Below are 23155 nucleotides of genomic sequence, written 5' to 3' on the forward strand. Positions count from 1 at the left end.
CTTGGACCGACCGGCAGATGGAGGGCGCCACCCTCCGTTTGCCGGTCGGTCCAAGACCATGAGAGCAGAAAGCGCAACCGCTGGGGACAGCGCAATGTCAGACTAGGCGTAAATATGACCTATATGTCGCATTGTGAGGCTCCAGTCGACCTGGTGTTGTCCACAGGCGGTGGCCGAAGTCGTGTACGGCGGACAGAATCGAGAGGTGGACACGGGTCGCCCGACCGCTCGGTCGGGTCGCATCGCGTGTCGGACCACCCCGATCTACCCGGGAGGCAGCAGTGAGGACAGCGACACTGGGACCTGCGGAGCGCGCCGAGGCGCTTGCCGCGATGGCCGAGCGCGAACTGGACGTGCTGGTCGTGGGGGCGGGCGTGGTTGGCGCCGGTACGGCGCTGGACGCGGCGACGAGGGGACTCGCGACCGGCCTCGTCGAGGCGCGCGACTGGGCCTCGGGCACATCGAGCAGGTCGAGCAAGCTGATCCACGGCGGGCTGCGGTATCTGGAGATGCTCGACTTCGCGCTCGTCCGGGAGGCGCTGAAGGAGCGCGGGCTGCTCCTGGGGCGGCTGGCCCCGCATCTGGTGAAGCCCGTGCCGTTCCTCTATCCGCTGCAGCACAAGGGCTGGGAGCGGCTCTACGCCGGTTCCGGCGTGGCACTCTACGACGCGATGTCGGTGTCGTCGGGGCACGGCCGCGGCCTGCCCGTCCACCGGCATCTCTCCCGCCGCCGCGCCCTGCAGGTCGCCCCGGCGCTGAGGAAGGATGCCCTGGTCGGGGCGTTGCAGTACTACGACGCGCAGATGGACGACGCCCGTTATGTGGCGACGCTGGTGCGCACCGCCGCAGGATACGGCGCCCATGTGGCGAACCGGGCACGGGTGATCGGCTTCCTCCGGGAGGGCGAGCGGGTCGTCGGCGCCCGCGTGGAGGACGTCGAGACGGGCGGGGAGTACGAGGTCAGGGCCAAACAGGTGGTCAACGCGACCGGGGTCTGGACGGATGACACCCAGGCGCTGATCGGGGAGCGCGGGCTGTTCCACGTCCGGGCGTCCAAGGGCATCCACCTGGTCGTCCCGAAGGACCGCATCCACTCCTCGACCGGCCTGATCCTGCGGACCGAGAAGTCCGTCCTCTTCGTCATCCCGTGGGGACGGCACTGGATTGTCGGGACGACGGACACGGACTGGGACCTGGACAAGGCGCACCCGGCGGCGTCCAGCGCCGATATCGACTATCTGCTCGAACACGTCAACTCGGTCCTGGCCACACCCCTGACCAGGGACGACGTCCAGGGTGTCTACGCGGGGCTGCGGCCGCTGCTGGCCGGCGAGTCGGAGGCGACCAGCAAGCTCTCGCGCGAGCACACGGTGGCGCACCCGCTGCCGGGCCTCGTGGTCGTGGCAGGCGGCAAGTACACGACGTACCGGGTGATGGCGAAGGATGCCGTGGACGAGGCGGTGCACGGCCTCGACCAGCGCGTGGCGGAGTGCGTCACCGAGGACGTTCCGCTCCTGGGGGCGGAGGGATACCGCGCGCTGTGGAACGCCCGGGCGAGAATCGCGGCCCGTACGGGGCTCCATGTCGCCCGGGTGGAGCATCTGCTCAACCGCTACGGCTCCATGACGGAGGAACTCCTCGATCTGATCGTCGGCGATCCGGCGCTGGGTGAGCCGCTGCCGTCGGCGGACGACTATCTGAAGGCCGAGATCGTCTACGCCGCCTCGCACGAGGGGGCCCGCCACCTCGACGACGTACTGACCCGCCGGACCCGGATCTCCATCGAGACCTTCGACCGGGGCACGCTCAGCGCCCGGATCTGTGCGGAGCTGATGGCGCCGGTGCTGGGCTGGGACGAGGGGCAGATCGACCGGGAGGTCGAGCACTACGAGAAGCGGGTCCAGGCGGAGCGGGAGTCGCAGCGGCAGCCGGACGATCTCACGGCGGACGCCGCGCGGCTCGGGGCGCCGGACATCGTGCCTCTCTAGACCACGTCAGGTGCGGGGTGCGTGGCCGCAGAACTCCGCGTCGAGGAGCGCCGGTTCGAGTGCCGTCGCAGCGGTCAGGGTGTCCGTGTCGATACGGTACGTCAGGGTGTGCCGGCCGTCGCGCGTGGCGGCGGTGCGGACGTAACTGCCCGCTATGTGGCCGTTGTGGCCCCAGACTGTGGTGCCGCAGGAGAGTTTCTGCGGATAGATGCCCAGGCCGTAGACGCCGTGCGTGGCGCCGGTGTTCAGCAGGGTCGCCAGCTGGGCGGGCGGGAGGAGGCGTCCGCCCAGCAGCGCCGCGTAGAAGCGGTTCAGATCGGTGAGCGTGGAGATCAGCTCCCCGGCCGCACCTGCCGTACGCGGGTCGAGCGCGGTGACATCGCGCAGGCTGCCGTCGGCCGGGTCGCGGGCATAGCCGCGGCCGTGCGGGGCGGGCAGGGAGGTACGGGCGCCTGGCAGGGAGGTGCCGGTGAGACGGAGGGGGGTGATGATGCGGTGGCGGATCTCGGTGGCGTAGTCGTGTCCGGTGACGCGCTGAACGACGAGTCCGAGAACGACGTAATTGGTGTTGGAGTAGGCGTAGCCGCCGGGGGCATTCGTCGGACGGTGGGCCAGGGCGACACGGACCGCGGCGGTGGCGGAGACGGGGTGGGCGGAGGTGTCGGCGGTGTAGTTGTAGAGGCCACTGGTGTGGCTGAGCAGGGCGCGCAGGGTGATGCGGCGGCCGTCGTTGCCATTGCCCCGGATCAGGCCGGGCAGCAGTCGGTCGACGGTGTCCGAAAGCTGCAGCCTTCCCTCCCGGGCGAGTTGGAGCACGACCGTCGCGACGAAGGTCTTGGTGATGCTGCCGGCCCGGAACCGGTCCGTCCTGCGGATACCCGGGCCCGTCGAGCGGTAGGTGTCGTACGGTGCGGAAGAGGCACGATGGGCCAGCAGTGCCGCAGTGGGAGCACCGCCCCGGGCGACGAGCCGGGGAAGATAGGCCGCTGCGGGCGTGAGGTGTGGTTCGCTGGGCAGGGTTGCTGTTCCCAGGCCGAGCAGCGCCAGCAACAACGGGGCGGCGAACAGCGCCCTGAGTGTCGGCATGGCAGAGAATCCCTTCCTCGGGCCACATCATGACGGGCCTGCGGACCCGGCACCACGACCGGTCCCGGGGTGAGGGACAATGAACGCTCTGCCAGGGCGGGTTGATCGCAGAGGGGACGCATGTCGGAGGCGGAGCAGGCACGGGAGCCCCAACGGGACAAGGACGGACGTCTTCTTGCGGGGCGGTACCGGCTCGGGGAGGTGCTCGGCCGGGGCGGTATGGGCACGGTCTGGCGTGCCGTCGACGAGACGCTGGGCCGCACGGTCGCGGTCAAGGAGCTGCGGTTCCCTTCGGCCATCGACGAGGACGAGAAGCGCCGGCTCATCACGCGCACGCTGCGTGAGGCGAAGGCGATCGCCAGGATCCGCAACAACGGCGCGGTGACGGTCTACGACGTGGTCGACGAGGACGACCGGCCGTGGATCGTGATGGAGCTCATCGAGGGCAAGTCCCTCGCCGAGGCCATCCGCGAGGACGGGGTGCTGACGCCGAAGCGCGCCGCCGAGGTCGGCCTCGCCATCCTCGACGTGCTGCGATCGGCGCATCGCGAGGGCATCCTGCACCGCGATGTGAAGCCGTCCAACGTGCTGATCGCCGAGGACGGCCGGGTCGTGCTGACCGACTTCGGCATCGCGCAGGTCGAGGGCGATCCGTCGGTCACCTCGACGGGCATGCTCGTCGGCGCCCCGTCGTACATCTCCCCGGAGCGCGCCCGCGGGCACAAGCCGGGACCGCCCGCCGACCTGTGGTCGCTCGGCGGACTGCTGTACGCCAGCGTCGAGGGCTCTCCGCCGTACGACAAGGGGTCGGCCATCGCCACCCTGACCGCGGTGATGACCGAGCCGCTCGACCCGCCGAAGAACGCCGGTCCGCTGGAGGAGGTCATCTACGGCCTGCTCGCCAGGGATCCCGATCAGCGGCTCGACGAAGCCGGTGCCCGCGCCCTGCTCAACGACGTGATCCACGCTCCCGAGAAGCCGGACCCGGTGGTGCCCCCGCCCGCCGACGCCACCCAGATCATGGCGCTGCCCGGCCAGGCCGCCGAACCGGGCGGCAAGGCGGCGTCGAAGTCCGGAGAGTCGGGCGAGGGCGCCCGGGACCGACTGCGGGGCGCACTGCGCTCCGTACGGAACGCGAAGGCGACACCCGCCGCAGCGGTGGGTGCGGTCGCAGCCTCGACCACTGCGCCGCCCCCTCCCTCGGCACCTCCGTCGACCGCTCCCTCGACCGGTTCCTCGAAGCCTGCCCAGCCTTCGACTCCGGCGAAGCCGGCCGCGGCCTCCGCCGCCGTACCGTCGCCGCGTCCCGCCACGTCGCCGACCACCCCGTCCCGTGCGTCCATCACGGACGTGGTGCCACGTCGCACCCTGGCGATCATCGCGGCCGTGATCGTGCTCGCCGTGATCGGTACGGTCCTCGCCCTCACGCTCGACGGAGGCGGCAAGGACGACGCGAGCGGCGGCAACGGCAAGGACGGCAAGTCCACCTCGGCCGGGGCCTCGACGACCGGCGGCTCCACGGACACCGAAAGCGGCAGCGGCAGCGACAAGGCCGAGGACCAGGGCGGCAACCAGGGCAAGGATCAGGGCAAGGGCAAGGACGACAACTCGGACAAGGGGTCGGACGGTTCGAAGGGCGACGCCCCGGACGCCGCCGACGCGCTGCCCGCGGGATACCGAACCATCAAGAACAAGCAGTTCCACTTCGCGATGGCGATGCCCGAGGGCTTCCGGCTCACCGACACAGCCGGTCGCGACTCCGGTGGCATCTACAACGTCGACGGGGGCTTCCCGCGCGTCCAGGTCGACTACACCGATTCGCCCGGCGGCGACGCCGCCGCCGCCTGGAACGCCGCGAAGGGCGCCGTCGCGGCCAGCAGCAACGGCTACCACCACCTCGGCGTGAACAAGGTCCAGTACAACGGCTACCCGACCGTCGCCGACTGGCAGTTCGAGCGCACCCAGCAGGGTCAGCGGGTCCGGGTGCTGAACCGGGGCTTCAAGGTCGACGCCACCCACGGCTACGCGATCATGATCAGCTGCAAGGCGAGCGAATGGGACAGCAAGGAGTGCCGGACGCTGCGCAAGACCGCGTTCGGCACGTTCGAGCCCACCGACTGATCCATGGGCGAAAGGGCCGGGATGTGCCGACCCTGACGCGCGGCCGTCACTTGCCACGTATCGTGAGAGCCTGAAGACCGTACGCAGCCGGAACGGCGGGTCAATTGCACGGTAAGTGACCGCAATTGATGGATTCATGCGGTCTTCGTGGCCGGGGGACAGCGCGCTCTGGGGAGGCGTCGTGGATGACTATGCGGGTCGGGTACTTGCCGACCGCTATCGCCTTCCGCTACCCCCGTCCGATGAGTACGAACTGGTCGAGACCCGGGCGTTCGACACCTACAGCGGGCAGGAAGTCCTGCTCCGGCAGGTGCCGTTGCCCGAAGTGGTGGACGCCGAGGTGCTCGACGGCGACGGTCCGGTCCCGGCGGCCCGGCGGGTCACCGGGCGTGCCGTGCGGCGGTCCGCGGACCCGGCGGTCCGGCGCGCCATCGAGGCGGCACAGGCGGCAGCCCAGGTCCCCGACCATCCCAGGCTCGACCAGGTCTTCGACGTGTTCGCCGAGGACGGCTCGCTCTGGATCGTGAGCGAACTCGTCATGGCCCGCCCGCTCGCGGCCCTGCTGGCGGAGCGCCCGCTCAATCCCTTCCGGGCCGCCGAGATCGGCTCCGACGTGCTGACGGCGCTGCGGGTGCTGCACGCACATGGCTGGACCCATCGCAACATCACCATCCGCACGGTGCTGGTCTGCGACGACGGCCGCGTCGTGCTGACCGGTCTGGCGGCCGGAGCGGCGGAGGAGGCGCTCTGCGGGTACGTGCCGACGCCTCAGCCCGACGACGAGGACGACGGCGGGTACGGCGACGGGTACGGCGGCCGCCCGGCGTACGAGACGGGCCCGACCGGGCCGTACGCACCGCCGGCCCCGCCCGTCGCTCCGGCCGAGGTGCCGGCTTCGCGCGGCCCGGCGGCGATCGAGACGGGCCCGGCGACCGGTGATCCGCACGGCGACGACGATCCGTACGCCAACGATCCGCACCCCGGCGACCGGTACGCCGATGACCCCCATGACGATGTGCCGGGCGAGCTGGAGGCCGTACGGCGGCCGGTGGATCCCGCCCTCCAGGCGCCCGCCCCCACAACGGCCGGCGCTGCGCAGTTGCGGGCCGAGCGGGCCGGAGCCATCGCCGCCTACCGTGCGGGCGCCCGCGCCGCCGCCCGCGTCGGCGAGGACCGGCGCCGGGCCGGGGCGGGCGAGGCGGAGGACACCGGCAGCCTCCCGGTCCAGCGCCCCGCGCGGCCGGAAGGCGCGGGGCCGCCCGGCCCGGATCACGGCCACCCGCAGCCGGCCGCCCCCTGGAACCAACCCGCCGAGGACCCGTACGAAGACGATCCGTACGACGACGAGGACGACGACGGCTACGGAGGCGACGGCCAGTCGCAGCCCGGCCGGCGGCTGCATCTCACCGGTACCTGGAGCGACGGCCCGGGATCCGGGCGCCCCGTCCCCGCCGGAGGCTCGGGCGAGGACGCCCTGCGCGCCGATGCCCGCCGCCACGGCAACTCCCCGGCGCTGCCCGCGCACCGGCCCGAGCCGCAGCAACAGCCGGGCCGCTGGGACGAGATCGTCGCGAGCGGCCGTACGGGCCCCGCCTACCGCGGCCCCGCCACCACCCTCGCCGCCGAGCGCGCCCGGCAGGCCCGGATCGCCGTCGTCGGCGCGGTCACCGAGCGCTGGGCGCCCGAGCAGGCCGGACCCGTCCACGAGAACTGGCAGCTGGCGCCGCCGATCGGCCCCGCCACCGACCTCTGGGCGCTGGGCGCGCTGCTCTACCGCGCCGTCCAGGGCCACGCCCCGTACCCCGAGGAGAACGCGGCCGAGCTCGTCCAGATGGTGTGCGGGGAGCCGCCCGCCTTCGCCGAGGAGTGCGGTCCGCTGCGCCCCGTCGTCGAGTCGCTGCTGCGCCAGGACCCCACCGAGCGCCCGGACTTCGAGGAGCTGCGAGGCTGGCTGCGCTCCCTCGTACGGTCGGCGCCCGAGCCCGAGGCCGGTCTGGACGTCGTGCCACTGCCGTCCGTCGACAGCGCCCGGCTTCCCGTCGTACGCCGCCGGGGCGAGCTGGTCCGCAGGCGCCGCGGCCGCCTGGGGCAGAGCGCGGCCCACGGCCGCCACCGCCACACGAAGGAGAAGTCCGACCGCCACGAAAGACCCCGGGCGGAAAAAGCACCCAGGGCGCCGCGCGAGCCCAAGGGCCCCAAGGCGCTGCGCACCCCGCCGCCCCGCCCCCGGCCGGGCGAGGGGCGGGCGCCGCGACGGCTCGGGCGGCTGCTTCTGGTGCTGATCCTGCTGGCCCTGGTCGCGGCCATCGCGTACGCCGTGATGTTCATGCCCAAGGCGGGCAGCGATTCCGGCACCCGCTCCTCGGGCCCGGCGTCGTCGACGTCTGGTTCGCCGGAGCCCGGCGCCGGTGCCTCCGGCGGGCAGTCGCCCTCGCAGCCGTCCGGCGCGCAGCAGCCGCAGACCAGCCGCTCCGCCGTCGCGCTCGCCCCCGGCTATGCCCTGCGCAAGGATCCGGAGGGTTTCGAGGTCGGCGTGCTCAAGGGCTGGCAGCGCAGCCCCGCCAACGCGGACCGTCAGATCCGGTACGGCAGCGACGGCTTCAGCCTGCTGATCGTCCCCGGACGCGACACCGTCAAGGCCAACGGCGGCGACCCGCTGGCGTACCAGGCCGACAAGGAGCTGGAGCTGCAGCCGTTCCGCGACTCCAGCTGGTCGGGGTCGAGCGGGCTGCGCCGGATCGATGTCGGCCGACAGGCCATGGCCGAGGGTCAGTTCACCTGGCAGGACGCCTCCGGACGCGAGGTGTACGCCCGTAATCTCGCGATGATTGTCGACGGCCGTTACCACATCCTCCAGGTCATCGGCCCGGAGGACCGGCGCGACAAGGTTTCGGACATCTACGAACAAGCCATCGCCTCTTACCGCGTGACGCCCTGAAGCATCCCGCTCCGCCACCCGAAGGGTGGCGGAGCGACAAGCATCACAGTGCGGTCTCTTGGGGGATGCGAGGTTCCGTGGCTCACATCCCCTCCGTAATCTGGCCTCCGAAGGAACGGGGCGGGGATACGTGGATCGATCACAGGGCACGGATGCGGGACTGGTACTGGCCGGGAGGTACCGGCTCGGCGAAGTCCTCGGGCGCGGCGGCATGGGCAAGGTCTGGCGCGCCCACGACGAGGTGCTGCACCGCACGGTCGCGGTCAAGGAGCTGACCGCCGGGCTGTACGTCGCCGAGGCCGACCGGGTCGTGCTGCACGCCCGCACGCAGAAAGAGGCCCGCGCGGCCGCCCGGATCACGCACCCGGGCGTGGTCACGGTCCATGACGTGATCGAGTACGACAACCGGCCCTGGATCGTCATGCAGTACGTCGACGGCCCGTCACTCGCCGACGCGGCCAAGGGGTCCGGCGAGCTGGAGCCGCGCGAGGCCGCCAGGATCGGCCTCCATGTGCTGGGCGCCCTGCGCGCCGCACACGATGCGGGGGTTCTGCACCGGGACGTGAAGCCCGGCAACGTACTCCTGGCCAGCGACGGGCGGGTGCTGCTCACCGACTTCGGGATCGCCGCGATAGAGGGCGACTCGACCATCACCAGGACCGGTGAACTGGTCGGCTCCATCGACTATCTGGCGCCCGAGCGGGTACGCGGCGGCGATCCGGGGCCCGCCTCCGACCTGTGGTCCCTCGGTGCCACGCTCTACACCGCGGTCGAGGGGCGCTCGCCGTTCCGTCGTACGTCCCCGATCTCGACCATGCAGGCCGTCGTCACCGAGGAACCGCCGCCACCCGGGCGGGCGGGCCCGCTGGCCCCCGTGATCACCGCGCTGCTCCGCAAGGACCCCGAGGACCGGCCTTCGGCGGCGGAGGCGGAGCGGATGCTGCTGGACGCCATGGAGGGCCGCGAGCCCCGGGCTGCTCAGGCGTATGTACCGACCCAGCGCGTACCCGACGAGGTCCTGCGCTCGCTGGGCCCGGAGGTCACGTCCGGGGCGGGGACGTCGGGTGCGGCGGGTACGGCCCAACTCCCCCACCCGGCCGCCGGTTCCGCCGCCGGCCCGGTGCAGTCCCCGGTGACCCGGCGCAGCCGGGGCCGGTGGCGTACGACGGTGCTGGTCATCGCCGCAGCCGCACTGGTCGGCGGCGGCGCGGGGCTCGCCGCGATGAAGTACGGGGACCATGCGGACAGCGCCGCGGAACGGGGCAGCACGGGCACGCACGCGACCGACACCCCCAAGAGGCCCGGCACTTCGCCCACGCCGAAGCCCGTTTCCTCGGGGAACGGCGTACCCGAGGGCTGGCGGCGGGTGGACGACCCCGAGGGCTTCAGCCTGACCGTGCCCGACGGCTGGGAGCGCCGGGCGGACGGCAATCAGATCGACTACACCCCGGACAACGGTGTGCATTACATCCGGATCAGCATCGACCCGGCGCCCGACTTCGAGAACTCATACATGCACATGCTGAACCTGGAGAAGCAGCTCGCCAAGCGGCTGCCCGGGTACCAGCGCAAGACCCTGCACTCCAATACGTACCGCGACCGGGCGGGCTCGCTCTGGGAGTTCACCTGGACCGAGACCAAGGACCATCCGGGCCCGCGCCATGCGATCGACCAGATGTACTACGGGGAGACGGGCGGCCCGGAGTACGCGATGTACATGACGGGTCCGGCTTCGGACTGGGAATCGACCCGGGAGCAGTTCGACACGATGCTGCGCGGATGGCGTGCGCCCGGCAGCTCCGACTGAGGCTTCCGGACCGTGCCGGCGACCACAGGGGTCCTGATCAGGGGCTTTGTTGCCAGTGATCACTGGCTTCTTTGTGGGGACTGTGAAAACCCGTTACTCACGGGTACCCAAAGCGTGCGGCTGGACGTACTCTCGCCCTCATGACGGACTCGCAGGCCTCCACGTCCACCTCCGCAGCCCCGGTCGGCACCAACCCCGTGGCCCCCGCCCCCGCGGGCGCGCGCACCGCCGCCGATGTGGTGACACCCGAGGTGATCGCCCAGCTGACCCGTGGTGTGGTCGGCTCCGGCCGTACGGCCAACCACACCCCCTTCACCGGGGAGAAGCTGGCGGATCTGCCCGAGTCCACCCCGGAGGACGTGACGAGGGCCTTCGAGCGGGCCCGTGCCGCCCAGCCGGCCTGGGCCGCGACCCCCGTCCGCGCCAGGGCGGCCGTCCTGCTCCGCTTCCACGACCTCGTGCTCAGCCGCCAGGCCGAGGTGCTCGACCTCATCCAGCTGGAGACCGGCAAGGCCCGACTGCACGCCCACGAGGAGGTGCAGGCCGTCGCCGTCGCGGCCCGCCACTACGGGCGCAGGGCCGGCTCGTATCTGAAGCCGAAGCGGCACACCGGGGTCGTACCGACCCTCACCAAGGTCACCGAGCTGCGCCAGCCGCGCGGCGTCATCGGTCAGATCGCGCCATGGAACTACCCGTTCGAGCTGTCCGTCGGCGACGCACTGCCCGCGTTCGTCTCCGGCAACGCCGTCGTCATGAAGCCCGACACGGAGACCGCGCTGACCGCGCTGTGGGCCCGGGACCTGCTGATCGAGGCCGGGCTGCCCGCCGAGGTGTTCCAGGTGGTCCTCGGAGACGGACCGGTCGTCGGCCCCGAGGTCGTCAAGCACGCCGACTACGTCTCGTTCACCGGTTCCACCCGCACCGGCCGCGAGGTCGCGCAGGGTGCGGCGGCCCGGCTCGTCGGGGTCTCGCTGGAGCTCGGCGGCAAGAACGCCATGCTGGTGCTCAGGGACGCCGATGTGGAGAAGGCCGCCGCGGGCGCCGTCCGCGCCTGCTTCTCCTCGGCCGGTCAGCTCTGCATCTCCATCGAGCGGCTGTACGTCCACGAGTCGGTCGCCGACGACTTCGTGGCCCGCTTCGCCGCCCGTACGAAGACCATGCGGCTCGGCAACTCCCTCGCCTACGGCGCCGACATGGGTTCGCTCGTCGGTGAGCGCCAGCTGGAGACCGTCACCCGGCATGTCGCGGAGGCCGTCGAGAAGGGTGCCAAGCTCGTCGCGGGCGGTGTCGCCCGCCCCGACATCGGCCCGCTGTTCTACGAGCCGACCATCCTCGACGGCGTCGAGGCGCCGATGGCCGTCTGTAACGAGGAGACCTTCGGCCCGGTCGTCTCCATCTACCGTTTCACCGACGAGGACGAGGTCGTCGCCCTCGCCAACGCCACCCCGTACGGCCTGAATTCGAGCGTCTGGACCAAGGACTCGAAGCGCGGCCACCAGGTCGCCGCCCGGCTGCGGACCGGCACGGTCAACATCAACGAGGGATACGCCCCCGCGTACGGCAGCGTGCAGTCCCCGATGGGCGGCATGAAGGACTCCGGTCTCGGCCGGCGGCACGGCTCCGAGGGCATCCTCAAGTACACCGAGGCCCAGACCGTCGCCCAGCAGCGGCTGATCCCGCTCGCCCCGTCCTTCGGCATGGACGACGAGAAGCACGCGGCGTTCATGACCCGCAGCCTGAAGGCGATGAAGGCGTTCCGCCTGCGCTGAACCCCGTGACACCGCAGCACGTTCTGCCCTTTTCGTACCGAGGAGAGCCATGTCCCAGGACAGCCCTGCCCAGAATCAGGCCGAACCGGCCGGTGAGACCGATGACGACGCCGGGTTCGACTACGACGTCCTGATCGTCGGCTCGGGCTTCGGCGGTGCGGTGTCGGCCCTGCGGCTGACCGAGAAGGGATACCGGGTCGGCGTCCTGGAGGCGGGCCGCCGCTTCGGCCCCGGCACCCTCCCCAAGAACTCCTGGGACATCAAGAACTACCTGTGGGCCCCCGCACTCGGCCTCTACGGCATCCAGCGCGTGCATCTGCTCGGCAATGTGATGGTGCTCGCCGGTGCGGGCGTGGGCGGTGGCTCGCTCAACTACGCCAACACGCTGTACGTACCCCCCGCGCCGTTCTTCGAGGACCGCCAGTGGGCGTCCATCACCGACTGGCAGGACGAGCTGAAGCCGTACTACGACCAGGCCAAACGGATGCTCGGGGTCCGGCTCAACCCGACGATGACTCCCTCCGACGTCCATCTGAAGGCGGCCGCGCAGGCCATGGGGGTCGGCGACACCTTCCATCTCGCCCCGGTCGGCGTCTTCTTCGGCGACGGCAAGGACGCCGACGGTACGGCGAGGGCGAAGCCCGGTGAGACGGTCGCCGACCCGTACTTCGGGGGTGCGGGCCCCGCCCGCAAGGCCTGCACCGAGTGCGGCGAATGCATGACGGGCTGCCGCCACGGCGCGAAGAACACCCTCAACGAGAACTACCTCCACCTCGCCGAGAAGGCCGGAGCCGTCATCCACCCGATGACCTCTGTCATCGCGATCACGGACGACCCGGAGGGCGGCTACCACGTCACCACCGTCCCGACCGACCGCCGCAAGAAGGCAGAGTCCAAGCTGCTGCGCGCCCGCAAGGTGGTCGTCGCGGCGGGCACGTACGGAACGCAGACCCTGCTGCACACCATGAAGGACCGGGGACTGCTGCCCCGGCTCTCGGACCGGCTCGGCGAGCTGACCCGTACCAACTCCGAGGCGCTCGTCGGCTCGCAGACCAGCGACCGGCGCTACCGCAAGAAGCACGGCACCGCGAAGGCCGACTTCACCCAGGGCGTCGCGATCACCTCCTCGATCCACCCCGACGAGAACACCCACATCGAGCCGGTCCGCTACGGCAAGGGCTCCAACGCGATGGGCGCGATGTCGATCCTCCAGGTGCCGTACGGCGGTCGCCGGGTGCTGGGCTGGCTCGGCAACGTGGCCAAGCACCCGACGCTCGCCGTGCGGTCGCTCTCCAACCGCCGCTGGTCGGAGCGGACCATCATCGGGCTCGTCATGCAGTCGCTGGACAACTCCCTGACGACGTACCGCAAGCCGGGCGGCATAGGGAAGGGCCTGCTCACTGCCCGGCAGGGGCACGGAGCGCCCAACCCGACGCAGATCGAGGAGGCGACGCGCAGCGCCTCACTGCTCGCCGACGAGATCAACGGCTTTGCCGGCTCGAACGTCGGCGAGCTGATGGGGACCCCGCTCACGGCACACTTCCTCGGCGGCTGCCCCATCGGTGCGAGCGCCGAGGACGGGGTGATCGATCCGTACCACCGGCTCTACGGACACCCCGGCATCTCGGTCGTCGACGGCTCGGCGGTCTCCGCGAACCTCGGCGTCAATCCGTCGCTGACCATCACCGCGCAGGCGGAGCGGGCCATGTCGTTCTGGCCCAACAAGGGTGAGGCGGACCCGCGTCCGGCGCAGGGCGAGGCGTACGAGCGGCTGGCCGCGGTCGAGCCGCAGGAACCGGCGGTGCCGAAGGAGGCCTTCGGTGCACTGAAACTGCCGTTCCTCGGGCTGCCGACCGTCCCGCCGAAGAAGAAGCCGTAGCAGCCAAGGCGAATCGGGACGGCAAAAGGGGCTGCACCCCCCTCCGAGTGCAGCCCCTTTGCGCTTACGGTGACCAAACGCCTTACGCGCCGGTGTCACCGTTCCTGCGGCGCCGCACGATGAACATCGCGCCTGCGCCGAGCACTACGGCCGCGCCGCCCGCCGTGGCGAACACCGGCACCTCGGAGGGCGAACCCGGCGTGGGCGAGGCAGTGGTCCCGGTGGCAGCGGACCCGTCCGTCGTCCCGGCGAACGCGGCCGGGGCAGCCAGCACCGCGGCAGGGACGATCACTGCCGTGGCGGCGGCGATCGCCATGGCGCGGCGAAGCTTCATGTGACCTCAGAAGTCCGGCGTACCGCTGTGAGCAGTACAGCTGTCGGGACGGGCCTGCCGTGCCGGGGCACGGGCGGGGCCGGTGGTTCCGCATGGTTGACCCGTGGCCCGCCGCGATGGTTGTCCGGATGCTCACAGAACCTTTATGTGATGCCGCTCACATTTCTCTCCGTGCTCAATCCGTGACCTGAGGCCGCGCAACTGTTCACCGGGCCACGCGGTCGAACTCGTATCGCTGTCACAGCGGTCGCACCGCCCCCACCGACCTCAGAGAGTCCGCGATGAGAACCATTTCCCCGCGAGCCGCGCTGCGCCGCGCCGCCGGCGGTTTCGCCGCCGTCGGTCTGCTGGCCGCCGGCTTGCTCGCCCTCGGCACCCCCGCGCAGGCCGCCGGCCCGGAGCTGGTGATCGGCGGCCCCGCCGCGACCGCCCTGCACCCCTACCCGGCGAGCGGTTCACCGCAGGAGTCGACGGTCGGGATCACGGTCGACAACCCGTCGCGGAACTCGGAGCCCGGCACCTTCGACGGGGACTTCACCGTGACCTTCGATCTGACCGGGATCGCGGGCATCGCCGATGCGGCCTTCGGCGAGACCGGCGGCGCGGACTGCGAGATCACCGGCCCCACCGCCGTCTGCCACGGCCACGGCCTCGGGCCCGGCCGGAGCGCGCTCGCCGAACTCGGCCTCCTTGCCGCCGAGGGCAGCCGCATCGGCGACTCGGGCACCATCCGGGCCACCGGCAAAGCGGACGGGGCGACGTTCACCGCCTTCTCCACCGAGGTGGTCATCGGTGGCCCCGACCTGGTGATGGAGCGGCTCCCGCTGAAGCAGAATCTGAAGCCCGGCGAGACCCAGCCGGTCCCCGTCACCTTCACCAACAACGGAACACGGGCGGCCGACGGCGTCCTGCTCACCCTGATGTACACGCGCGGCCTGGACTTCATCGAGCGCTACGCGAACTGCGAGTACAGCGAGGGCGAAGCGGGCCGGGGCTTCCCCGCCGGAACCACCGCCCGTTGCTCCGTCCCCGGTACGTACGAAGCGGGGGCGACCTACCGGCTCGCCGTACCGCTCTCCCTCAAGGCCACCGAGCACGCCTTCCACGACACGTTCGTCTACCGCATCGACGAGGACGAGCCGGGGCGGGGCGCGCAGCGTTCGGCGGCGAGCGTCACCGCGGGCAAGGGCGCCGCGCTCACCCTGAAGGAGGCCGCCACCGTCCGAGGCGTGGACCTCGATCCCCGGGACAACCAGCAGGAGGCCGACTTCGTCACCGCGAACTCCGCGGACTTCGTGGCCTACGGCGCCCGGGCGCGGGGCGCCGCGGGCGAGACCGTCGCGGCCACCATCGGCTTCCGCAACAAGGGCCCGGCCTGGGTCGGGTACCCGAGATCCGGCGAACCCGTCGCCACGGTCGACTTCACCGTCCCCGAGGGGGCCTCGGTCACCGGCAGTCCCGCCGCCTGCCGGGGTGTGACGACCGATGGGCAGTACCGGGAGAACCGGAGCGGAGCACCCCGCTATGTCTGCGACACGTCCGCGGCCGTACGGGACGGCGCCGACTTCGCCCTGCGCTTCCATCTGAAGATCGGCAAGGTGGTGACGGGAGCCTCCGGCGCGGTCACGGTACGCACCCCGCGCCTCGCCGATTCCCCGAAGCTGCCGTTCGACCCGAAGCCGGGCAACAACACCGCGCTGCTGGTCCTGAACAGTGACAACGGCGACGGCGGCTCCGGATCCACCGCCTCGGGCGGGGCCTCCGGCTCCGGCTCGGCCGGCCCGGCCACCGCCGGCGGCTCGACCGGCGGCTCCGGCGTCACGTCCAATGGCTCGACCACCTCGGGAGCCGCAACGGGCGGTTCCACCGGCGGCGCCCTGGCATCGACCGGCACCGTCGCGCTGCCGGTGGCCGCAGGTGCGGCGGTCGCGCTCGCAGCGGGCGGTGTGCTGTACGCGACGGCCCGCCGCCGCCCCCAGCGGGGCTGAGTCCGGCCGGGGGCCGGGTAACAGCGGTGGCATGAGCAAGGGCCCCGTGGACCGGGATGCGGTCCACGGGGCCCTGCGCGATCAGCACCGGGACGCGGCGTCGGCACCGAGCTGGACGGCTGCGCCCCGCGCAGACCGTTTCGACCGGATACGGTCGGCTCCGGGCGTCCCCGGAGCCGACCGTTCTTGGGGTGACCGGGCTGCTGTCCCCTGCCGACCGGTCACGCACGCTGGGGCGCGGTCCCACGGCGTACCTGCAGTACGCCACACGCTCCAGCGGAGCCACGCGTGGTTTCTTTCCAAAGCCGCCCCTGGCTGGCACGGACACCGGGACCAACGAAGCCGCGGCGGCCCCGGTCACGCGCCGTACGGGTGAGAGTCGGCCCGAACTGGGATACGCCCGGACACCCCCTGCCCGTGGGATGTCAGGCCCGGCCGCGGCAGAGTTCGAGCAGCGTCATGGCGAGGGAGGTGCCGGGCTTGCCGAGCGCGTCCCGGTACTGGCCGAGGATCTCCATCTCGCGCGAGAGGTTGATCCGGCGGCCGCCGGAGGTGATCCGGGCCTCCTGGATGACCGCGGAGATGGCCATCCGCTCCTGGACGAGTCCGATGATCCGGTCGTCGAGGGCGTCGATGCGGGACCTCGCGTTGTCGATCAGCGCGGCGGCCTCATCGGTGTGCGCGCCGGTCTTCTCGGCGGTGGTCTTCGCAGTGCCGGTCTTCACAGGGGCGGTGCTGGTCATGGTGGTGACTCCTCGTGGGGTGCGGCCCCCGAATCCGACCGGTCCGGAACGCCAGAACGCCCCGGGCCTTTCGGCCCGGGGCGCCTGGAACGTTGCTTGTCAGTGGATCAAGCAGCACGACCATGGCAGCCGGCGGGCCGGATGCCATAGGTAAAGACGAAGGTCGTGTGCTGTCGCATGGATCTCAGTATGGCCCTGCCTGCGCGGGCAGGCCAACACGGGGCCCGGATGCTGAGACGCCGCCCGGCCCCGGCCCGAGGCCTGCGCTTCCCGCAGCCCCGTCCGGGCGTGACGACGGCCGCCTCCGCAACCCCGGTAGAATCGACAAAACCGACCCCCTTTCACCGCCGGAAGGCCGCCCCGTGCCAGCAGCACCCCCCGCCGCCCCCGACATCGCCACCGACGTGGTCCTCGTTGTCGACTTCGGGGCGCAGTACGCCCAGCTCATCGCCCGACGCGTCCGTGAGGCCCGGGTCTACAGCGAGATCGTCCCGTCCACGATGCCGGTGGCCGAGATGCTGGCCAAGAACCCCCGGGCGATCATCCTGTCCGGCGGCCCCTCCTCGGTGTACGCGGAGGGCGCACCCTCCCTCGACCGTGCAATCTTCGAGGCCGGGGTTCCGGTCTTCGGCATGTGCTACGGCTTCCAGCTGATGGCCACCACGCTCGGCGGCACCGTCGACGACAACGGTGCCCGTGAGTACGGCCGGACTCCGCTCACCGTCTCCAAGACCGGCTCCACGCTCTTCGAGGGCACCCCCGCCGAGCAGTCGGTCTGGATGTCGCACGGCGACGCCTGCTCCGCCGCCCCCGAGGGCTTCACCGTCACCGCGTCCACGGACGTCGTACCGGTGGCCGCCTTCGAGAACGACGAGAAGAAGCTCTACGGCGTCCAGTACCACCCCGAGGTCCTGCACTCCACGCACGGCCAGCAGGTCCTGGAGCACTTCCTCTACCGCGGCGCCGGCATCGAGCCGACCTGGACCACGACCAATGTGGTCGAGGAGCAGATCGCGCTGATCCGCGAGCAGGTCGGCACCAAGCGCGCCATCTGCGGCCTGTCCGGCGGCGTGGACTCCGCCGTCGCCGCAGCCCTCGTGCAGAAGGCCATCGGCTCGCAGCTGACCTGCGTGTACGTCGACCACGGCCTGATGCGCAAGGACGAGACCGAACAGGTCGAGAAGGACTTCGTGGCCGCCACCGGCGTCCAGCTGAAGGTCGTCGACGCCGAGGAGCGCTTCCTGAACGCGCTGGCCGGGGTCTCCGACCCCGAGCAGAAGCGGAAGATCATCGGCCGCGAGTTCATCCGCGTCTTCGAGCAGGCCCAGGCCGAGCTCGTCGCCGAGGCGGGCGCGGCCGGCGAGGACGTCGCGTTCCTCGTCCAGGGCACGCTCTACCCGGACGTCGTCGAGTCCGGCGGCGGCACCGGCACCGCCAACATCAAGTCCCACCACAATGTCGGCGGCCTCCCCGACGACATCGAGTTCCAGCTCGTCGAACCGCTGCGCCAGCTGTTCAAGGACGAGGTCCGGATGGTCGGCCAGGAGCTCGGCCTGCCGGAGGAGATCGTCCAGCGCCAGCCGTTCCCCGGTCCGGGGCTCGGCATCCGCATCGTCGGCGAGGTCACCAAGGAGCGGCTCGACCTGCTCCGCGAGGCCGATGCCATCGCCCGCGAGGAGCTGACGGCGGCCGGCCTGGACCGCGACATCTGGCAGTGCCCGGTGGTCCTGCTCGCCGATGTCCGCTCGGTGGGCGTCCAGGGCGACGGCCGCACCTACGGTCACCCGATCGTCCTGCGCCCGGTCTCCTCCGAGGACGCCATGACGGCCGACTGGTCGCGTCTGCCGTACGAGACGCTCGCCAAGATCTCGACCCGCATCACCAACGAGGTCGCCGACGTCAACCGCGTCGTGCTCGACGTGACGAGCAAGCCGCCGGGCACCATCGAGTGGGAGTGACCTTCCCGACGGGCCCTGCCTGACACCCGGTCGACGCCGATGCCGTCGCTCATTCACCTGGGCGGCGGCATCGTCGCGTACCCGGACCCGTGCCCGAATCGAGTCCCGATGCCTCTGGCCACCTGCGGCAACCGGCGGTAACTTCCGATCCCGTACGCCCTGGGAGCCCCGAGGAGTCGCCATGCCCGAGCCCACACCCATACCTGTGGACCAGCTCCACTTCGCGCTGCCGCCCGTCCACGAGTCGGTGGAGGACGAGCGCGCGTACCGCAAGGAACGGCTGGCCGGGGCGCTCAGGCTGTTCGGGGAGTACGGGTACGAGGACGGCGTCTCCGGTCACATCACCGCGCGGGACCCGGAGTTCACCAACTGCTTCTGGGTCAACCCCTTCGGGGCCCCCTTCGACGGGCTCGCGCCGGACGAGCTGATCCTGGTCAACGGGGAAGGGCAGGTCGTCGAGGGGCGGCACCACGTCAATCAGGCGGCGTTCGCCGTCCATGCGCAGGTGCACCGGGCCCGCCCGGACGTCGTCGCCGTCGCGCACACCCACTCCGTGCACGGACGGGCCCTGTCCGCGCTCGGCGAGCTCATCGAACCGATCACCCAGGAATCCTGTGCCTTCTACGAGGACCACGTCCTGTACGACGCCTACACCGGGGTCGTCGTGGACGAGGAGGAAGGGCGCCGGATCGCCGCCGCGCTCGGCGGCCACAAGGCGATCGTGCTGCGCAACCACGGGCTGCTGACCGTCGGCGATTCGGTGGACTCGGCCGCCTGGTGGTTCATCGCGCTCGAGCGCTCCTGTCAGGTGCAGCTGGCCGCACGGGCGGCCGGAAAGCCGGTGCTGATCGAGCACCGGGACGCGGTCACCACCCGTGAGCAGCTGGGCAGCGACCTGGTGGCCTGGATCAACTACCAGCCACTGTGGCGCCGGATCAGTCGCACATTCTGACGATACGCGCCGACGGGCCGCCCCGATGCGGGTCCGAGCCGTTCCGTACGGCACAATTCGCAGCAATCGCAGCCGAGTTGGCTGGACCGGGGCTTGAAAGGGCGGCGTTCTCCGTGGCGTTGGACGAGGCGAGGGCGAGCAGCACGCACGGCGGCGGCTGCACGTGCGGCGGCTGCCCGCACGGGGCGCGCGAAGGCCACCGGCGTGCGGTGGCCGCCTTCCTGGCCAAGCGGGACGAACTCGCCGCAGGTCAGGGGCTGCCGCCCGGGGTCGCCCAGTCCGCCTCCGCGACCCGCCAGTGGGTCTCGGACGAGCTGACCCAGTCCGCCAGGACCGTCGCCGAACGGGGCCTGGAGGCGGGCGACGCCTGGCTGTACCGGGTGTGGCGGCGCACCCTGGTCGCGGTGTGGGGGAGCGTCGCCGTGCTGGCCGTCGCCGAGGCCGCCACCGCTATCGGTGCGGGCTGGACCAACGCCCGTACGGCCGGACTGGTCGCCGGACTCGTCACCGCGGGACTGCTCACCGGCGCTGCCCATGTCCACCGGGCCCGCGGCGGCCTGCTCGCCCCGGTGATCGGCGAGGACAACCGGCTCTCCACCTCCCGGGCGGTCGCCGCGTCCTGGGTGCTGCTCGCTGTCTTCTCCGTACTCGTGCTGGCCCTCCAGCTGGCGGGCGCCTCCGGCCACGCCGAGCGCGACGAACTGATCGAGGGGCTGGATCTGGCCAGGGGCGCCGGGGTGGTGACCGTGCTTGCGCTGGTGTGCGCTGTCGCAGTGGTCGTGCGCCGGGTGGTGACCGTGCGGGCGCTGTCCGGGCGGCTGCAGAAGCTGCGGGCCGACCGGCCGCGCGCCGCCGATCTGCTCACCGACGACTCCGGGCGGGGCAGCTTCACGGATGTGCAGTACGTGCTGGTGAGCACCGTCGCCGTACTGTTCGCCGCGGTCCGCCTCGCCCGCAGGCCCGAGCAACTGCCCGACCTGCCCTGGGGTCTGGCGCTGCTGGTCACCGTCTCGGCGCTCGCGTACTTCGCCGGGAAGTACGCGGAGGGCGGGCGCCCTGTGGTGCTCTCGGTGGTCCGGGCCCGGGAGGCCGGGGATCTGGACGCGCCGATCCGTACCGGCGACGACATCGAGATCCGTGGTGCGGGCTTCGTGCCGCCCGGTGCCGGGGCGCCGGACCGGCTGGCCCGCATGGTCGTCCGGATCGGCCGGGTCCATGTACATGTGCCGCTGATCCCGGTGACCGGCGGCTTCGCCAACCCGACCGACAACGTGCTCACCGTGCCCGTACCGGTGGAGGTGGAACCGGGGCTGGTGGAGGTACAGGTCGTGACCGCTGCCGGGGTGGAGACGAACCGGGTCGAGATCGATGTGACGGACTGACTTCCGCAGCCCGTCCCCCCGCCGCGGGGTGACGGATACCCGCCGTCCGGACGCCTCACCGGGTGAGCCGGACGTCCACCGCGTACGTATGGTCTGTTGACGGGTCTACGGAAGGTGGGGCAGCCACATGCAGGACATTCAGAGTTACGGCACGAACGTACGCGGTCTGGGTGAGCCGAGAGGGCTCAAGGAGCTGGCGCGGGAGCATGCTCTGCTGCCGCTGCGGATCTTTCTCGGTGTCACCTTCATCTACGCCGGGCTCGACAAACTGACGGACAGCTCCTTCTTCCGCGCGAGCGGCGCCGGCTCCATCGGCGAGACGATGCACGCGGTACGCGACTCGTCCGCGATCCCGGCCCTCGTCGACCTCGCGCTGAAGAGCCCCGGCGCCTTCGGGTACGCCATCGCCATCGGTGAACTCGCCGTCGGCATCGGCACCCTCATCGGGCTGTGGGCACGGCTCGCCGCGCTCGGCGGCGCGCTGATCTCGCTGAGCCTGTGGCTGACCGTGAGCTGGCAGGTCAAGCCGTACTACTTCGGCAACGACCTGGCCTACCTCATGGCCTGGCTGCCGCTGCTGCTCGGCGGTGCCGCGGCGTTCTCCGTGGACGCCCTTCTCGCGTCACGACGGCGACGGATCATGTAGTTCACCCAGGTCGCGGTGGCGGCGAGCCAGAGGCCGCCGAAGAACAGCGGGAAGAAGAAGACCCACGGGGCGTCCCAGACCCCCGCGGCGTCCGCCACGTATCCCGCTGCCAGAGCGAGCATGACCAGGCCCGCCACCGCCCTCCCCGGACGGATCTCATGACGCAGCACGGGTGACCTCCACCTGTCCGATGCCGACTTCGAGAGTGAGCTCGACCGTGCCGGCCGGTTTGCTGCCCGGGGGCGGCGGAAGCGTCCTGCGCTCCTGCTGCGACGGATTCACGTCCACATCACTCTGCCGGTCCTCCGGCGCATCGCCCGTCCGGCTGACCGGCAGTGTGATGTCACCGAGGGCCGCCCGCGCGTCCACCTTCACCGTCACCGCCTTCGGTACGACGACGACCGCGCGGCCCGCCCCGACGTTCACCCCTGTACGGACGGTTTCGCCCCGGGGGACCGTGATCTCGGTGAGGTCCAGCCGTGCCACCCCGGAGCCCAGTTCGTAGTGCGGCCGCACCGCCGCCACCGAGGCCGGCTGCCAGCCCTCGCGCACCCACTGGGTGGTGATGTCCTTCGGCAGCGCGGACGCACCCGCCAGCAGGGCCGCCGTGATCATCGACAGCATGACCGTGCCGAACCCGGTCCGCCCGAGGAACGCACTGACCAGCATCCCGAGCCCGAACACCGCGAGCGCACCGGCCAGACCGATCTGCAGACTCGTGCCGAACGGCTGGGAGTCCCAGCTCAGCCCCGTGCCCAGACCGCCCGCGATCAGTGCGAACAGGAACACGAGACCGCCGATCGAGGTCGGGCCCCGGGTGCCGGCCTCCTGCGGGGGCGCGCGGAACGGGTCCTGGGGCGTCGCCCCCCGGGGGCGTACCGCCCTGCCGTCGAGCGCCGCATCGGCCGGACCCCACAGATAGCCGGGGCCCACCGGACCCGAGGTGCCGTCCTTGATGATCGGATCCCGCCACCACGACGGGCTGCCCGGCGTCGGCGGAGCCTTCACCTCGGGCGGCGCGTCCGCCACCGCCTGCGCGGTCGCCGGATGCAGCGGGTCCTCGGGCGCCGCCGTCCTGCGGTTCTGCGTCCACACGGCGAAACCGACGACCGCGAGCGACAGCATCGCGGAGAACGCCAGCGTGCCGCCGTTGCCCAGCATGGAGAGGAACAGCCCGCAGCCGATCAGCGCGAGCAGCACCGCGATCAGCGACGCACCCTCGACGCGGCCGGACAGCAGCCGGCGCGCCTCGTTCTCCTCCTCGCCCTCCAGAGGGATCAGCAGCCAGGCGAAGCCGTAGAAGATCAGTCCGAGGCCGCCGGTGACGGACAGCACACCGAGCACGATCCGGAAGATCACCGGATCGACGTCGCAGTACCGGCCGAGCCCGCCGCACACCCCGGCCACGACTTTGTGCCGCGGGCTGCGCCGCAGCTGCGGTCCCGGTCCGGGGGGTGGTGCGACACCGGGGGAGGCGTCCTGGGGAACGGTCATGGCTCCATGGTGACGGGCCGGGCGCCCGTCCGGGACCCGCACCGACCCTGGCCGAACCCTGATATTGGCC

15 protein-coding genes are annotated in these 23155 nt (G+C 71.6%); 11 read left to right on the plus strand and 4 right to left on the minus strand.

The genetic code is table 11. The features are described 5' to 3' along the window. Positions 1–281: 281 nt before the first annotated feature. Entirely contained in the window at positions 282–1988 is a 1707-nt protein-coding gene (locus tag ACFVYE_RS28480; RefSeq protein WP_383973956.1) for a glycerol-3-phosphate dehydrogenase/oxidase, read from the plus strand. Positions 1989–1994: 6 nt separating this feature from the next. Here the strand turns inward: ACFVYE_RS28480 and ACFVYE_RS28485 are convergent, their stop codons facing one another. Then, the gene (locus ACFVYE_RS28485) at positions 1995–3074 is read right to left on the minus strand and encodes a serine hydrolase domain-containing protein (protein WP_389607630.1); all 1080 of its coding nucleotides are present in this window, start codon (positions 3072–3074) and stop codon (positions 1995–1997) included. A 120-nt stretch (positions 3075–3194) separates the two neighbouring features. Here ACFVYE_RS28485 and ACFVYE_RS28490 point away from each other — a divergent pair, with 120 nt between their 5' ends. The 5 genes from ACFVYE_RS28490 (at position 3195) to ACFVYE_RS28510 (ending at position 13588) form a co-directional block, all read left to right on the plus strand. After that, positions 3195–5195 carry a protein kinase gene (locus ACFVYE_RS28490; protein ID WP_389607631.1) on the plus strand — a complete coding sequence of 667 codons (2001 nt, stop codon included), beginning with the start codon at positions 3195–3197 and terminating at the stop codon, positions 5193–5195. Between the two features lie 181 nt (positions 5196–5376). After that, complete coding sequence (locus ACFVYE_RS28495) at positions 5377–8133, plus strand: protein kinase (RefSeq protein WP_389607632.1); 2757 nt, start codon at positions 5377–5379, stop codon at positions 8131–8133. A 130-nt stretch (positions 8134–8263) separates the two neighbouring features. Further along, a complete protein-coding gene (locus ACFVYE_RS28500; RefSeq protein WP_389607633.1) occupies positions 8264–9940 on the plus strand; it encodes a serine/threonine-protein kinase in 1677 nt (558 codons plus the stop codon). Positions 9941–10080: 140 nt separating this feature from the next. Then, the gene (locus ACFVYE_RS28505) at positions 10081–11709 is read left to right on the plus strand and encodes a succinic semialdehyde dehydrogenase (RefSeq protein ID WP_383973947.1); all 1629 of its coding nucleotides are present in this window, start codon (positions 10081–10083) and stop codon (positions 11707–11709) included. A gap of 49 nt (positions 11710–11758) precedes the next feature. Beyond that, positions 11759–13588 carry a GMC oxidoreductase gene (locus ACFVYE_RS28510; protein WP_389607634.1) on the plus strand — a complete coding sequence of 610 codons (1830 nt, stop codon included), beginning with the start codon at positions 11759–11761 and terminating at the stop codon, positions 13586–13588. An 82-nt stretch (positions 13589–13670) separates the two neighbouring features. On the opposite strand, the gene ACFVYE_RS28515 is transcribed toward ACFVYE_RS28510, so the two are convergent. Then, entirely contained in the window at positions 13671–13922 is a 252-nt protein-coding gene (locus ACFVYE_RS28515; protein WP_383973943.1) for a hypothetical protein, read from the minus strand. A gap of 281 nt (positions 13923–14203) precedes the next feature. On the opposite strand from ACFVYE_RS28515, the gene ACFVYE_RS28520 reads away from it, so the two are divergent. Then, the gene (locus tag ACFVYE_RS28520) at positions 14204–15910 is read left to right on the plus strand and encodes a peptidase (protein ID WP_389607635.1); all 1707 of its coding nucleotides are present in this window, start codon (positions 14204–14206) and stop codon (positions 15908–15910) included. A 425-nt stretch (positions 15911–16335) separates the two neighbouring features. On the opposite strand, the gene ACFVYE_RS28525 is transcribed toward ACFVYE_RS28520, so the two are convergent. Next, positions 16336–16653, minus strand: coding sequence for a chorismate mutase (locus ACFVYE_RS28525; protein WP_383974160.1), 318 nt, complete (start codon positions 16651–16653; stop codon positions 16336–16338). Positions 16654–17015: 362 nt separating this feature from the next. Between ACFVYE_RS28525 and guaA the strand changes: the two genes are divergently transcribed. The 4 genes from guaA to ACFVYE_RS28545 all read left to right on the plus strand — a co-directional run bounded on the left by guaA (position 17016) and on the right by ACFVYE_RS28545 (position 21591). Then, complete coding sequence (guaA, locus tag ACFVYE_RS28530) at positions 17016–18611, plus strand: glutamine-hydrolyzing GMP synthase (protein ID WP_383974157.1); 1596 nt, start codon at positions 17016–17018, stop codon at positions 18609–18611. 181 nt (positions 18612–18792) lie between these two features. Continuing rightward, entirely contained in the window at positions 18793–19563 is a 771-nt protein-coding gene (locus tag ACFVYE_RS28535) for a class II aldolase/adducin family protein (RefSeq protein WP_389607636.1), read from the plus strand. Between the two features lie 113 nt (positions 19564–19676). Beyond that, on the plus strand, positions 19677–20945 hold the full coding sequence (locus ACFVYE_RS28540) for a hypothetical protein (protein WP_383974151.1): 1269 nt from the start codon (positions 19677–19679) through the stop codon (positions 20943–20945). 127 nt (positions 20946–21072) lie between these two features. Next, on the plus strand, positions 21073–21591 hold the full coding sequence (locus ACFVYE_RS28545; RefSeq protein WP_383974149.1) for a DoxX family protein: 519 nt from the start codon (positions 21073–21075) through the stop codon (positions 21589–21591). A 156-nt stretch (positions 21592–21747) separates the two neighbouring features. On the opposite strand, the gene ACFVYE_RS28550 is transcribed toward ACFVYE_RS28545, so the two are convergent. Beyond that, positions 21748–23085: a PspC domain-containing protein gene (locus tag ACFVYE_RS28550; protein ID WP_389607637.1), complete on the minus strand. Its 1338-nt coding sequence runs from the start codon at positions 23083–23085 to the stop codon at positions 21748–21750. Between the last annotated feature and the right edge of the window lie 70 nt (positions 23086–23155).

Origin of the sequence: Streptomyces sp. NPDC058239 (assembly GCF_042882185.1) — a bacterium.
Taxonomy (GTDB): domain Bacteria; phylum Actinomycetota; class Actinomycetes; order Streptomycetales; family Streptomycetaceae; genus Streptomyces.